Here is a 15,509-nt window from a genome sequence, read left to right as displayed (position 1 = left end):
TCGCGCTATTACTTTGTTTCACCATTCTGACTTATTGTACCTATGCTTTTATTTGCCTCAAAATGGTAATATGCTTTTTCCGCTAATTCTGTTCGTTCTTCTGGTAATTCTATATATTTCATTACGTTTTCAATTATTTTTTCGTACGGAGTAAATACAATTCCCGGCCACTCTACCTCATCTTCTGGATTACTATTTTCGGAAATAATAAATTTCTTATTTGCGACTGCATAAGACACGCGAGGTGTTTCAAGAATTCCTGATAAGTAAAAATGAATATTTAATATAATTTTAGCTCTAGCAATCAATTCATTTCTAACAATTCCCCACGCATTATTTTTAAAAACTATATTTAAATTTGGGGCAATCGCTTTTAGATGATCAAAAATAGCTTGCCGCCTCGGATTAAGAGCACCTATAAACAGAATATCAATATCTTCAGTAATGTCATCTTCAAATGCATCTTTTTTTATTTCCAAAGTTGGAGCATAGTTCATTTTTACATGTTTTATTTCTTTTCCTACCCCTTTTTGTTTTAGCCACTCTATATTTTGTTTACTATAATCCCAAATCACTCTATCTTTTAATAATATTAAATAAAGCGGGTGCGCATATGGACTTCCTTCGTATAGCTGTTCTAAATTATAAATAATTGCATCTTGCGGAAGGAGATTCGGGTTATAAGCGTATGTATGCGCTCCAAAAATAACTGTATTCTTTACATTTCCCAGTATTGTTTCTGATATAATTACTGTATTTCCCTCCTGCTCCAACCTCCATTTCAAAGCTCGCGCAACATCTATGAAACTACCGTACGTCTTCGGGCATATAAAAAGACAATAATCATATTCTTTATTCAAATAAACTTCCATTAATTTTAAATTATTTTTATATAAATCTACATCCGGATGTTTAAGTACCAACTCATTTGCATGTTTTCTTGCCACTTTATATAATCCAGCATAATAAGCAGCGATGCATCTTCTTAATTCGATTCTTTCACGATGTTCATCTAATACATCCATGTTTAAAAGAAGATTTGCGATACAATACGCTTTTAAATGATCACGATCATAATAATAGTCTAGTAGTGGCATCAATTCTTCATACGTATTTCCATGCACCGATTCTCCTAGTTCAATCGCCCATCGCATTAATTCCATGATTACTCCACTACTCCTTTAACCGAAAATGTATTTAATAAAATTTCGCATTATTCTCTACTACATTTGCTATATGAAATGGAATCTCTTCTTTAATCGATTCCAAATACTTTTGCGACACCGCCCCTAAATGTTTTTTATGAGGTATATAGAAAGCACTAATAGAAATTTCATAGTCAAATAAGTAATCATACACATGATAATCTACAAATAAAAGATCATCCTTTGGAAAAGGAATTTCCTTCCCTTGCAGAGCATACATCAAAGCAATATTGTTTTGAGATCGTAATCGATACAACCTTGCAAGTTGGTATAATGGTTCAGCCCGAGTTGGTCTATATTCCCACGCTTTTTGAAAATAAAAAACAGCTAATGCTAAATATTTCTCTTCTTGCCCTTTAACATTTTCTTTTTCATCAGCATCTGTCACTTCATTTTGTTTATTTGCTGAACGATTTGCTAACTGCTCATAACAAAATCCTATTCGCAATAACGAATAGAATACCTCTTCAACCCAACCCCCTGCTTCCACTCGTTTTTTATACCATTTAATCGAATCTTCAAATTGACTTAAATGAAAATAAGTCTGAGCTAAATAAAATAAATATCTTATATGCAAATCTGGCGTTGTTTCTGGGTCGTTTATTCCTTGTAACAACAACCTCTCATCTCTTTCAAATTTATCAGCTTTACTCCCGCCATCTCCGGGATCATTCACGACAAGAGTCTCTAACCGATCTACCCTCGTATTGTAATTCGCTCCAACTTTTGAGCGATCTATATCCCAATACTCATGAGTAACACCGACAGATTTCCATGGTAAAGAAGCTTTCAAAAGACGTGTAAGCCAATATTTAATATGAACATCATATTGCAATGTAAGATAATGATCTTCCGTTAAGCTCGTTTTATCGAAATTCGGATCAACCTCTAAAATCATATCCGCATCTAATATTAATAAATAATCTGCTTCTGGATATGTTTTTTGCGCTAATGAAACAGCTAAACTTCTGTTATAACCAAAGTTTTTAAACGGCTCATGATGAACCGTCCCAGGTATCTCATTTTCCTTACACCAATTTTCAATAATTTCAGGCGTATTATCCGTCGATCCAGTATCACAAATAGAAACATAATCTACAATTGATTTTGTTGCATTTAAACATCTTTCCATAATTCTAGACTCATTTTTGACAATCATACAAAGACATAACTTTTTTTCTTCCTTTGCAGACTTCACTTGCTCATTTCCCATTTAACCACCTCATATTTTATTAACACGCTCTTCTCATATGTAACAACATTTTTTAGCTATACTGATGACATAAGCACCCTTTTACTATTTATGAAAACTTCATTTTATTTATTCTTACTTTTATGTTGGGACATATTTCATGCTTCGCTTTATATTTGATACAATCAATACAAAAAAACATAATACGGGAATCCGTACATTTCAAAGTCTAAAAGGAGGTTATATTTTGTTGGATTACATTTGGCTAGATGACAAATCACCAATTTTAGAACAACTACCAAGTAATTTTAAATCTGCAGCTATATTGCTACATCCATTTGTCCAAATGCCTTTAGGATGGGAAAAGTCTGTGAGAAAAAGACCATATGAGCACATCTATCCTAGCGCTGAAGAAATCATTCACAATGGGAAATCCGTTTATTGGAAGGAAATGATGTCTTGTAGTGGATTACATTCATACGCAGACCTAGCAATGGCCATGTTGACTTCCATTAGTGCCTTTTCAGAAGAATATAAAAGAGAGGATTTAGCTGAAAAGCTACATTCAAACTTAAAAAAAGATCTTTATTATCCAACAGAAGATTATACGTCTATATTTTTATTACACAAATTACTTAAACTCCTCGGTTCTAAAGGTGCAAAAAATCTATATTTCTCTGAACCAATTCTTGATACAAACGGATTATTACAGGTAAATAATACTACTCCATTAGATATTTGGGACATTAGCAATAATGAGTTAATTATTACTGGAGAAGACAATGAGTATGCGTTTATGAGTATATACGATTCCTTTACAACCTTATTATTAGCTAAAGAAGAAAATATAGAATATATTGTTCAATCAATGAATGTTGAAGCTGTCATTTGTGACAAAAAAACGATGATTGATTGGTATTTTTAAATTAGTAATTTCTTAAACTATAAAAAAGAAACTTGCGCTTATGCACAAGTTTCTTTTCAAAAACATCCTTATTTTTTTACAACTTCATGTCCACCGAACTGATTACGTAGTGCTGAAACTACTTTTCCGTGGAATGTATCATCTTCCTGAGAACGATAGCGCATAAATAATGACATCGCGATTACTGGTGCCGCTGCTTGTAACTCAAGCGCAGTTTCAACAGTCCATTTCCCTTCTCCTGAAGAGTTCATTACACCTTTAATGCCATCAAGTTTAGGATCATCTGCAAATGCTTTTTCAGTTAAGTCCATTAACCAACCGCGGATTACTGATCCGTTCGCCCATACTTTTGCAACATCTTCATAATTGAAATCAAAGTCACTCTTATCTAGTACTTCAAATCCTTCAGCGATTGCTTGCATCATGCCGTACTCAATACCGTTATGAACCATTTTTAAGAAATGACCACTACCAACGCGGCCAGCATAAGAATAGCCATTTTCTACTGCTAAATCTTTAAATAAAGGTTCTAATTGGTAATAAATTTCTTTTTCTCCACCAACCATTAAACAAGCACCGTATCTAGCTCCTTCTACACCGCCAGATGTACCGATATCTACATAATGTAATCCGAAGCTTTTTGCTTCTTCAGCACGGCGTAACGTATCTTTATAGAATGAATTTCCACCTTCAATAACGATATCACCTTCATCTAATAACGGATACACATCTTTTAATACTGACTCTACAACTTCTCCTGCAGGCACCATTACCCATATCGTACGAGGAGCTTCTAATTCAGCGATCATTTCTTTTAATGTATGACGTGCAGTAATTCCTAGTTTTCCTGCCTTTTCTACAAGCTCTTTATTTACATCGTATACAACTACTTCATGCTTGTCTTCATGTAAGTGTTCAGCTAATGGGAATCCCATTTTTCCTAATCCAATTAAACCTAGTTTCATATTAATCAATCTCCCATTCTATACAAATATATTTAATAACGAAATTAATCCAAGTGCTACAACTGATAGTATCGTCTCCATTGCAGTCCATGTTAATAATGTTTCTTTCACAGTCATTCCGAAATACTCTTTAATCATCCAAAATCCAGAATCATTCACATGTGATAAAATTAATGACCCTGCGCCTGTTGCAAGTGCTAGTAGTTCAACATTTACCCCAGGTGTACTTGCTGCAATCGGTGCTACAATTCCAGCTGCTGTCATCATAGAAACAGTAGCTGATCCCGTTGCAACTCGGATAAGTGCTGCAATTCCCCATCCAAGTAATATTGGTGAAATATGTGATTCTTTCGCCATTTCAGCAATTGTAGTACCAATTCCAGAATCTAATAACACCTTATTAAACGCACCACCAGCACCAATTACTAACAGTATGTTTGCAATTGGCCCTAAGCAATCATTTGTAAATTGTAATACTTTATCTTTAGAAAATCCTTTTGCATAACCAAGACTAAAGAAAGAATAAATCGTTGCAATTAATAAAGCGACTATTGGATCTCCAATAAAGTGTAACACTTGTGCAAGTTGACTCGTTTTATGTAACGCTACTTCAGCAATGGATGCACCAAGCATAAGAAATACTGGAAGTAAAATAGTAAACAATGTATTTCCGAAGCTAGGAAGTTCTTTCTTCTTGTCTCTTTCAATAAATTGCTCCGCTATATCTAACGGCACTTCTTTATGTATACGAGCACCGATCCATTTTCCGTAAAGCGGCCCCGAAATAATTGCAGTTGGAAGTCCGACAATTAATGCATATAAAATTGTCTTCCCTACATCTGCTTTAAAAATACCTACCGCTGCCATCGCTGCTGGATGTGGTGGAACAAGTCCATGTACAACTGAAAGACCTGCTACAAGCGGAATACCGATTGTAATAAGTGATACCCCTGTTTCTATGGCGATTGTAAATACTAATGGAATTAATAGTACAAATCCAACTTGGAAAAACACCGGAATCCCTACTAAAAATGCAACAAACATCATTGCCCAGTGAACACGTTTCTTCCCAAAACGATCAATTAATGTGTTAGCAATTCGTTCAGCACCGCCAGATTCGGCCATCATTTTCCCAAGCATCGTTCCTAATGCTAAAACAATTGCTAAAAACCCTAACGTACTTCCAAGACCCGATTTAATAGAATCAATAATCCCTGGATGTTGTGGTGAAGTTGCAACCAAGGGCATCCCCATTGCTAGCCCAACTCCGATTGCTGTTAAAATTAATGCGACAAATGGATGCCATTTCACTACTGTAATAAGTAGAAGTAGTATGACAACTGCCGCTAGTACAATCCCAACTACCATTTCTCCCAATCCCCCTATTGTTTACGTTGGAAAGCAGCTATACAATCAAATTCTTCTTTCAATCGATTGTAAAGTCGTTCATACATATAAAACATTTCTAAATAAATAGCCGTATTTTCTTTATTTGGTACATGGTGATGGACAATATCAATCCAATCCTTCACCTCGTCAAGAGAATCAATTTTTCCTACCGCATATAAAGCAAGTGCCGCTGCCCCAAGCGCAGATGCTTCATGACTTTCAGGAACAAGCAATTCTTTTCCCATCATATCGGAGAGCATTTGTCTCCAAAATGCAGACTTCGCAAATCCTCCTGAAACACGTATTTCAGTAAGTGGTCCTGTACAATCACGGATTGCAAGTGCAACTGAATATACACTCATACAGACACCTTCCATAACTGCTCGTATAAAATGTTCTCGTTTGTGCTGAAGGTTTATCCCAAAGAATGTACCTCGAGCATTTGCATTCCAGTAGGGTGCACGTTCTCCAGATAGAAACGGTAAAAATAGTAATCCATCTGCTCCAGCTGGTACACTTTCCGCATACTTAATTAATAAATCATAAGGATCAATCCCAAGCTTCCTCGCTACCTCTTGTTCCGGGCTACCAAATTCATCACGTAACCACCTAAGTAATATTCCACCGTTATTCGTTGGCCCACCGATAACCCAGTGCTCATCTGTTAATGCGTAACAAAAAGTTCTTCCTTTTTCATCTGTATTAACACTCGATGCAATAGTTCGAACCGCACCACTTGTCCCAATCGTAATTGCAGCGGAGCCAGGTGATATTGCACCAACACCTACATTTGCAAGAACACCATCACTCGCACCAATAACAACTGGAGTATCTTCATGAATGCCCATTTTTTGTGCTAATTCCGGTTTCATTCCCGATAAAATATATGTAGTTGGTACAGGTGTTGATAATTGTTCTGGTGACATATGTAACATAGTTAAAACATCTTCATCCCAGTTTAATGTTTCTAAATTAAATAACCCCGTAGCAGAAGCAATCGAATAATCAACTACGTAGCGTGAAAATAATTGGTAAATCACATACTCTTTAATGGAAATGAATTTATAAGCACTTGTATATAACTCTGGTTCCTCTTCTTTCATCCATAACAATTTAGAAAGTGGTGACATCGGATGAATTGGTGTACCTGTACGTCTATAAATTTCATGCCCATTCATTTGTTGTAATAATTTTTCTGATTGCTTCGTACTTCGATTATCTGCCCAAATGATAGAACGCGTTAACGGCGCACCGTTTTCATCTACTGCAATTAATGCGTGCATAGCTGTACTAATACCGATTGAAGAAATATCTTCTGGTAGTACATTACCTTTTTTAATGGCAACGCTTACACTTTTGTATACAGCGGCACATATTACATCAGGATCTTGCTCCGCCCATCCGACGTTCGGTTGAATGATTGGATAATCAATTGCATGTGATGCAACGACTTTACCGTTTTCAGTGAATACAACCGTTTTCGTACTTGTGGTACCGATATCAATCCCGATTACTCTCCCCCTTGTTTCCATGCGAATCTTCCCTTCGTTTCTAGCAAAATACGATTTAGTAAACCGTTTACATGAATTAGTATATAAAATATTTTTTCTTTAATCAAGTTTTAAAAAGAAAATTTTTTTCATAACGAAAAATAAATTCCCTCATTCCCTTTCATTTACATACTATATTTAGCTTTTCCATGCGGTAAAATTGCTTCATATTTGTTTCAAAACACACTCTTTTTCTAGTTTTTGGGTAACTAATTCTTTAGCTTGATGGATATGTGGTTCATTGTACAAAACCAACATTTTTAGTAAGATTTCGTAAGGTATTTTTGCATAAAAAGTTTTAAATTCCTTGAACAAATTGTAGTAATAGATTAGATCAAAAAACGCCATCCTTTCCTATTTGGAGTGAACCCTGGGAATGAGACGATAAAAAACACCTCTCTAAATCGTAAGTATCAGTTATGATTTTAATGGAGGTGTTTTTCGTATGGGGAAAAAGGTGCATTATCCCGCCGAAATAAAGTGGAAAGTAGTTGAAATGAAACACCAAGGATTCAAAAATAAAGAAATTATGGATGCCTTAGGAATTAGACATGTGGCTCAAATTAAAACTTGGATGAAATGGTATCGTGAAGGCGAAACCTATCGGTTTGAACAATCTATTGGAAGACAATCTGCACATGGAAAAGGCTTAACAAGGTTAACAGAACTTGAACAAAAAGAATTAGAAATACGTTATTTAAAGGCAAAGATTATATTGCTGGAAAAGTGCCAAGAAATCTTAAGGAGGTGGGAGGAAAAGAAGAAATAATGAAAATGATAAAGGAATGGCAATCAATTTTTACAATTGCAGAACTGTGTTCCATATTTAATATTTCACGTGCTACTTATTATCGTTGGAAAAAGCAGGAGAAAACAGTAACTAACCATGAAGAAAAAACCGTAATAGAAATATGTCAACATCATAAATATCGGTATGGATATCGTCGGGTTACAGCTTGTCTACGTGATCAATTTAACATCGTAATGAATCATAAAAAAGTATTACGTATCATGAGAAAATACAACGTATTATCTCGGGTTAGAAAAAAGAAAAAGATATTTGTACTCGGTCATGAACCAGTGGTAGCTAAAAATAGAATACAACGGAGATTTAAAGCTACCAAGCCTAATGAAAAATGGTTCACTGATATCACATATTTGATGTTCGGCAATAAGACTCTTTATTTTTCATCTATTATAGATGGGTTTAACAATGAAATTGTAAGTTATAAAATAGCTGAGACACAGGATGTTTCTCTTGTATTAGATACTCTAAAAGAGGCTTTAAAAAAGCGAAATGTGATTGATACGATTTTACATTCGGATCAAGGAAAGGTGTATACATCAAAACAATTTCAAACATATGCCAAAGAAAAAGGCATTATCACAAGCATGTCTCGTACAGGAAACTGCCATGATAATGCCCTCATAGAATCCTTTCATTCTCATTTGAAATCCGAAGGATTCTATGCGCAAAATATAAAACAATCGAATAATGCTAGTATAATACAAACTGTGGATGAATACATCCACTACTATAATAATGAACGGATTCAGAGAAAATTAGATAATATGTCACCTATAGCTTATAGGAAACATGTTATCTAGGTGTTTTTTCTTTGTCTCACCAAATGGGGCCAGACCACCTATGATTCTATAGAAAGAATAGCGTATTTTTTCATTTTAGGTAGAATTTTATTTTGTTAACTTGATGATACTGTGCTTCTATCCCACATCGTCTCTAATTTAAAAACATTTATTCCATTTAATAATTCTTTAATGAAAATAACCTAACTGACATATTCAAACAACTCTATTGACACTTAACACTACACTTCATTAAGGTACATTATTCTAAATTTATTGATGTAGTTGAGATGGACTCACTTTTTGAATTTGAACAAGTATATCAAACGCTTTACCTAATGATATATCAACTGTTTTTGGTATATCAGGCCCTTCGGTAGTTACTCCAGCGAAAATTGGATGTTGTTCGTTTAACCAAGTTTTTGTCACGCCGTTTGCCTTACGTAAATCAATAAAAAATCGATCTTTTTTAACTTGTCCAAAGATGTAGTTATAACTGTTTGGATCATCCGATTTTAATATTCCATATGGGCCAAATTCACCATCGCTATTCTTGACATTGTATTGTCCTTCATAAACTGATGTTCCAATAGATACGTACCGTTTTCCATAATACTCTGCTAAATACTGCCCAGCTACTTTAGGGTATACAAAAGGAAGCATATTTGTTTTCGAAACGTGGCCATTATGCCCCCATACAATAGTTTTTCCTAAATGTTCTTCAGTCCACTTCGCATTTTCATACATTGCGATATCATGTTTCAAATATAAATCAGATGGTTTATCAGGAGGTGACGTTAACATTGTAGTAAACTGTTCAATAATACGAGCATTTTGTTTTATCCATGCGAACTCTTTAGATTTCCCATTTAAATAACTTTTATTTCCCTCTAATAAAGCACTAATTTGTTTAGCATCTGAAATATACTTTTCTTTTTCTTCTTTCGTAAGGCTTTCAAAAGTATTCATATCCTTTGTTACAGGAATAAGACCTTTTATCTTCTCTTCTATCCTCGGCACAAGTTTTGAATTGGTTCTTTTAATATATTCTATTATATTATTATAAACATTCTCGTTTACTGATTGAATGTCCATCCCGATGATACGCATTTTAGATTTATGTTTTGGATTAGCATTATATTGCCGAATCCAATCAAGTAAATCTAACATTTCTTTCGTCTTAAATACAGGTGATAGATGTTGGCTTGGATTTCCCTCACCAGTAAGAACATATCGATCAAGTTCTAAAGCTCTGTCCCACCCCTCTTCTAAAACTAGGTTGGTAAAGCCCTTTTCAGATACTAAATAATTCACAATACGGTTTTTCATCGTAAAAACTTCATGAGCCCCATGCGTAGCTTCACCTAAACCTACAATTGAAGCTGAACCTACCATATTCTTAAGTGGTTTTAAATCATTAAAAGGTGAATTTGGATTCGTTGTTCTTAAAGGCTTCGCGTGCATTTCTAACCATTCCGCTATTTGATTTTTATTGTAGGGAGCTGTAACAGAAACTCCTGTTTTCGAGTCTGCATAAGTACTTCCTACAAAATTAGTCAGTATTATAGCAGAAACACCAAATGCAGTAATCATTTTCTTTTTCATAAAACCCTCCTGAAATATTTTCTTAAAACGATAGCGTTCTTTTATACTTAATTACGAGTATTAAATTTTTTAGAGCAAGTTGTTTTTTGCACCAAAATGATATATTTTAAACTATAAACCTATGACAAAACTTATCCATTTCGCCTTTTTGCCTACTTCCTAAATTCAGCAAGTAAAATACTTTTAAAAGGATCAGGATTACTAAAGTTAAAGCTGTTCAAATTGACGGCCAATGTATGTTTGCCTCCAAGTGTTCCACCAACAAAAGTGGAAAACCCTAGAACGCTACCTCTATGTCCCCATACCGAGACACCATTCGGAAGCTTAAATTCAACGATTCCAAGACCATATCCCGTTCCTTCTCTATCTGTGGGAACTGTAGTAAGCATTTGATTTAGCTGCTGTTCCTTCAGCAATTTACCACTGAGTAAGTATGAAAAGAATTTATTTAAATCGTCAGCAGTAGAAATCATATCCCCATCCGAGCTACCTGGGTTAATATACGTAACGTCTTTTAGCTCACTTGCTCCGTCTAGTTGGATATAGCCACGGGCATGCTTCGTGCCTGGAATTACGCTTGAATTACCAGGTAGAAATGTATTTGACAAATCAAGCGGTTCAATAATCCGATTTTCAATCTCTTCCGCATAGCTGTTGCCAGTTACTTTTTCAATAAGGATCCCCAGTAATACGTATCCTGTGTTTGAATAAGACCAACCCTTTCCTGGGGCAAATTCTGGGGGAAGTGAAATCCCCATCTTTACAAATTCTTCAGCCGTATACGATTTTTTTGTATCCATAATATCGAAGTCTTTTGAATTCATATAGTCAGCAATACCACTTGTATGATTCAATATTTGCCGGATCGTAATCTGGTTACCATCATATCCGTTTCCTTGAATGACACCAGGCAACCATTTTTCAATGGAGTCGTCTAAATTCAAACGATTCTCTCCAGATAATTGAAGTAGAACTGTTGCAATGAACGTTTTCGTCACACTGCCAATACGAAAGCGAAAATCTGCTTTCATTGTTTTCTTGGTTCTCACATCCGCTATCCCAGCGGCATAACTCCAAGTTTTACCACCCTTAGAAATGTTAGCGAGTATTCCCGGGTATCCAAGTTGTAGTGCATCCCGTATTGCGTTCTTAACGGAAGTACGATCGCTTTGAGTACTTGTTTGTAACGAACTAGATACATTTTGCGTAGATTCTGCTTTTACAATTGAGTTTGATGTTATGTATAACAGGGAACTTCCACCTATTAAAAGTGCTAGACTGGCACATGTAATTTTACTGCGTTTTTTCATAAAGCATTCCTCTCCTCTTATTTAAATTGTATTGATGGTTGATAGGTATCTCATATGCTAATCACACAGCTATCAACCCTCCCAATGATAAAAGTCAATACTGAATTTGCAATCATCTATACACCAATTATTTCTTCAAACAACCCTCTGACCTAATAAATGATTAATCCCTCTTCTTCAGATATCTGTTAACTTCTATAATTTCTTCTTTTCTTCCATAGCGTTTTATTAATTAATTTGTTTTTATATAAATAGATAGTAACTACTCCCCCCCCGTTCTTCTCTATATTTTGATCATACATATTGAAAATCTCTTTTTTCTTACTCCTTCCTTACAAATTCCTTACGTTCAAAATCACTTCTATATTTCGGTGGTTTTTATTTTAAGAAAACTTAGTTCTATTAACTTGATCGCAATGGAATAGCACCAAATGCCCATCAACTGAAGAAAAGTAAATGCCTCGAAAATGGAAATACTGCACATTTTGCTTGATGGACATAGGGACCGGTTCCTTAATATAACATTTTTACCATATAAATGTATATTACGTATTATAATTATTAAACCCAAAAAAATTCTTATTTTTCAGAAAAATAAAACAATAAATTAGGATTTATTGTATAATGTTGTAAAAAGATGTCGGAGGGATTTAATGTTACATACAATAACTCAATTCACAATTAAGCTTTCATCAATTCTTTTATCACTCTTACTATTATTAAATTTACCTTATTTATTTATCACTCAACAAGGATTTACCTTTCAACCAATATATTTTTTTAATCAGATCGTTACTATGTTAAAAGAGGTTTTCTCCCCTGAATCATTAGTGGTTATCGGCTCAGACCCGAAATTTGGTAGTTTCAAAAAAACACCATTATTCCCAACTGTTTTAGAACCTTACCTATATTCATTTACTGTATTATTTTTAGCCTTTTTACTTGCGCTCTTTCTATCTTCTAGCATGGCATTTTTTTATTTTTTAGCAAAAGATTATATAAAAAAATGGATAAACCGAATTGTGTTCATATTAGAAGCTGTCCCTGATATGATGATGATGATTTGTTTGCAAATATTTTTCATATGGGTACTTCAGAAATTCGGGGAATCTCCTGTCACCATTATTTCTTTTAATGAAAATCGAGCTTATTTACTCCCTATTTTATCTTTAGCTGTCTTACCTACATTACAAATGTTTCGGATGATGGTGTTATACATAAAAGAAGAACATGGAAAACATTACGTAGAGGTTGCATATGGAAAAGGCCTTTCATCAAGTTATATACTATGCATTCATTTATTCAAAAATATATCTATCCACTTCTTCCATCATTTAAAAACGATTTTTGTTTTCTTACTGTCTAACTTATTCATTTTAGAATTTGTTTTTAATATGCAAGGTATTATTCAATTTTTATTTAATAAGGCGTTTATTTCACCACCAGCTGCATTTATCATACTTGTTATGATTATTTTACCGTTTTATACCATTTTTCAAATAATCTCATTCATGATGAATAGATGGCAAAATCAATTGAAAGGAGCAACATTATGAAATCTATTTGGAAATCAAAACGCTTTTTAATCGGCTTTACTTATTTATTCATACTTATTTCAGCTAGTTTTATTTATAGTTGGTTCTTTAAAGATAACATCCCAAAACCTCCTCAGTTACTTTACAATGGCAATAACGAATTACTTGGAAAGGCCCCCTTTCCACCATCGTTAATACCGCCTTTTGGATCTGATCGTTTTGGAGAGTCTGTTTTCTTACAAATTGTAGAAGGAGCAAAATTCACTATTTTATTAGCCGTGGCAATTAGCTTCTTTCGAATTTTATGCGGAACATGTATAGGAATCCTCTTAAGTTTATACGCTCCAAAACTCAAGAGATTTTTCCAGGCATGCTCAGAAGTTTTTTATTATATTCCAACTCTATTTATCGCATTCATACTCATCACGCCCGTTAATATTGTAATCACATCAAATGCCGATGGGTTAGATCCAAATATTTCATTTACGTTTTATCAAGTACTCGTACTTATTTTCGTCGCTCTGCCTACACTTTCTTTATATATATCCTCAGAGGTGGATGAATTTATGAAACGAGATTACATCTTAAGTTCACAATTACTGGGTGCTAGCCGTTTTCATATTATCAAAAAACACTTACGAGTCTTATTACTTGACCGCTTATTTGTGTTATTCATGGAACATATCGTCCAAACACTCATACTCGTTATCCATTTAGCGTTGCTTAACATTGTAATTGGCGGGATACAAATGCGTGAACTCTATGACGGAGTGCTCAGACCTGTTTCTATATCTAATGATTGGGCAGGCCTTATTGGATTAAATCGTAATGAAATGAATCTTTCATGGTGGATTATTTTTTATACTCTCGCTTCATTCTTTATTACGATTCTATTTATTAAGCTTATGACAATCGGGATTCAAGATGCACTGAAAGCAAGAGATTCGCAAGTTGTAGCAACTCAAAACGTTCCAGATCATAAAAAGTTTGTTAAAAATAAAGATTCTTTTTCGTTTGCAAATAAAGTGAACTTTTAATCATATCTCCTCAATCAAGTATGAATTGGCATTGATATTAGTAGAATATAAAGAAGATGATCCCTATTGAATACAGGAATCATCTTTTTTATGCCGTCTAACTTTTTTACATGACCTTTGCTAGACTCATGCTTTTTATATTTAAAATGAATTATTTACAATCACAACTATTCTGTTTAAAATCGATTACCATACGCCCTTGAATTTTACCTTGTTCCATTTCTTCGAATACATTTTGTACTTTATCTAGAGAACACGTTTGAACAACCGGTACTACTTTTCCTTCTGCACCGAACATAAATGCCTCTTCGAGATCCTTACGAGTACCTACTAGAGAGCCAACTACTTCAATTCCGTCTAGTACAAGTCGTGGAATGTTTAAATCCATAGTTTCTACTGGTAACCCTACCGCAACTACTTTACCACAGGCACGTACTGCATCAACCGCTGAGTTGAATGCTACTTTAGAAACGGCTGTTACTACAGCAGCATAAGCACCACCAAACTCATCTTGCACTATCTTATCAGCAGGACCTTGAGAAATTGGATTGATAGTCATATCAGCACCAACCTCTTTTGCTAAGGCTAATTTATCATCATTAATATCTACTGCAATTACCTTTGCACCAAATACGTTTTTAGCATATTGGATAGCTAAGTTACCTAATCCACCACAACCATAGATGACGATAGGTTGACCAGGTTTAATATCTGATACTTTAATAGCTTTATATGTAGTTACGCCTGCACATGTAATTGATGATGCTTGAGCAGGATCTAATCCTTCTGGTACTTTCACTGCATAATCAGCTGTAACGATACATTGTTCAGCCATACCACCATCTACTGAATAACCAGCATTTTTAACTTCACGACAGAATGTCTCTCTACCAGTTACGCAATATTCACAACGTCCACAAGATTGGAACATCCATGCAATACTTACACGGTCACCAACTTTAAGTGAAGTTACATCATCAGCAAGTTTAGTAACAATACCTACACCTTCATGACCAAGGATGCGGCCATCCGTGTTACCAAAATCATGATTCGCAACGTGTAAATCAGTGTGGCAAACCCCACAGTACTCTACATCTACTAACGCTTCACCTGAATGTAACGGACGTAATTCTTTTTCAATAACCTCGATGTTCGCTTTGCTGTTTTTATTAACCACTACTGCTTTCATATGTGATCTCCCCTTTAGTG

The 15,509-nt window shown here is 34.6% G+C and carries 12 protein-coding genes; 4 read left to right on the top strand and 8 right to left on the bottom strand.

All coding sequences use genetic code 11. The annotated features are described in order from the left end of the window. Window positions 1-8: 8 nt before the first annotated feature. On the bottom strand, window positions 9-1,163 hold the full coding sequence (locus tag BTOYO_RS24455) for a CgeB family protein (RefSeq protein WP_000422337.1): 1,155 nt from the start codon (window positions 1,161-1,163) through the stop codon (window positions 9-11). 34 nt (window positions 1,164-1,197) lie between these two features. Then, complete coding sequence (locus BTOYO_RS24450; RefSeq protein ID WP_000526215.1) at window positions 1,198-2,418, bottom strand: glycosyltransferase; 1,221 nt, start codon at window positions 2,416-2,418, stop codon at window positions 1,198-1,200. Between the two features lie 139 nt (window positions 2,419-2,557). Between BTOYO_RS24450 and BTOYO_RS24445 the strand changes: the two genes are divergently transcribed. Beyond that, complete coding sequence (locus tag BTOYO_RS24445) at window positions 2,558-3,322, top strand: DUF2711 domain-containing protein (RefSeq protein WP_002038629.1); 765 nt, start codon at window positions 2,558-2,560, stop codon at window positions 3,320-3,322. 68 nt (window positions 3,323-3,390) lie between these two features. Here BTOYO_RS24445 and gnd read toward each other — a convergent pair whose 3' ends face one another. Genes gnd through gntK form a run of 3 tightly spaced genes read right to left on the bottom strand, consistent with a single transcriptional unit; the run spans window position 3,391 to window position 7,208 of the window. After that, window positions 3,391-4,287 (bottom strand): phosphogluconate dehydrogenase (NAD(+)-dependent, decarboxylating), encoded by an 897-nt coding sequence (gene gnd, locus BTOYO_RS24440; protein ID WP_000765983.1) that lies wholly within the window; start codon window positions 4,285-4,287, stop codon window positions 3,391-3,393. A gap of 18 nt (window positions 4,288-4,305) precedes the next feature. Then, window positions 4,306-5,655, bottom strand: a complete 1,350-nt coding sequence (locus BTOYO_RS24435; protein WP_000260212.1) for a GntP family permease — start codon at window positions 5,653-5,655, stop codon at window positions 4,306-4,308. Between the two features lie 14 nt (window positions 5,656-5,669). Then, window positions 5,670-7,208 (bottom strand): gluconokinase, encoded by a 1,539-nt coding sequence (gntK, locus tag BTOYO_RS24430; protein ID WP_000450022.1) that lies wholly within the window; start codon window positions 7,206-7,208, stop codon window positions 5,670-5,672. Window positions 7,209-7,671: 463 nt separating this feature from the next. Here gntK and BTOYO_RS24415 point away from each other — a divergent pair. Beyond that, window positions 7,672-8,834 (top strand): IS3 family transposase gene (locus BTOYO_RS24415; protein ID WP_096001585.1). Its coding sequence is split into 2 segments (ribosomal slippage): window positions 7,672-7,939 and window positions 7,939-8,834, totalling 1,164 coding nucleotides; the frame shifts between segments, so codons are not numbered across the junction. Window positions 8,835-9,086: 252 nt separating this feature from the next. Here the strand turns inward: BTOYO_RS24415 and BTOYO_RS24410 are convergent. Next, window positions 9,087-10,418 (bottom strand): erythromycin esterase family protein, encoded by a 1,332-nt coding sequence (locus tag BTOYO_RS24410; RefSeq protein WP_023441244.1) that lies wholly within the window; start codon window positions 10,416-10,418, stop codon window positions 9,087-9,089. Window positions 10,419-10,570: 152 nt separating this feature from the next. Further along, entirely contained in the window at window positions 10,571-11,728 is a 1,158-nt protein-coding gene (locus BTOYO_RS24405; RefSeq protein WP_000747391.1) for a serine hydrolase domain-containing protein, read from the bottom strand. A 653-nt stretch (window positions 11,729-12,381) separates the two neighbouring features. On the opposite strand from BTOYO_RS24405, the gene BTOYO_RS24400 reads away from it, so the two are divergent. Together BTOYO_RS24400 and BTOYO_RS24395 are read left to right on the top strand one after the other, a co-directional pair. Beyond that, a complete protein-coding gene (locus BTOYO_RS24400) occupies window positions 12,382-13,284 on the top strand; it encodes an ABC transporter permease subunit (RefSeq protein WP_000903312.1) in 903 nt (300 codons plus the stop codon). Further along, window positions 13,281-14,300: an ABC transporter permease gene (locus BTOYO_RS24395; protein WP_000836580.1), complete on the top strand. Its 1,020-nt coding sequence runs from the start codon at window positions 13,281-13,283 to the stop codon at window positions 14,298-14,300. The genes BTOYO_RS24400 and BTOYO_RS24395 overlap by 4 nt, the downstream gene beginning before the upstream one ends. 151 nt (window positions 14,301-14,451) lie before the next feature. Here the strand turns inward: BTOYO_RS24395 and adhP are convergent, their stop codons facing one another. Beyond that, window positions 14,452-15,489: an alcohol dehydrogenase AdhP gene (gene adhP, locus BTOYO_RS24390; protein WP_000649126.1), complete on the bottom strand. Its 1,038-nt coding sequence runs from the start codon at window positions 15,487-15,489 to the stop codon at window positions 14,452-14,454. Between the last annotated feature and the right edge of the window lie 20 nt (window positions 15,490-15,509).

Origin of the sequence: Bacillus toyonensis BCT-7112, assembly GCF_000496285.1 — a bacterium.
Lineage (GTDB): Bacteria > Bacillota > Bacilli > Bacillales > Bacillaceae_G > Bacillus_A > Bacillus_A toyonensis.
Note: the sequence above shows the minus strand (reverse complement) of the source record. Positions and strands in the feature narration are given on the sequence as shown.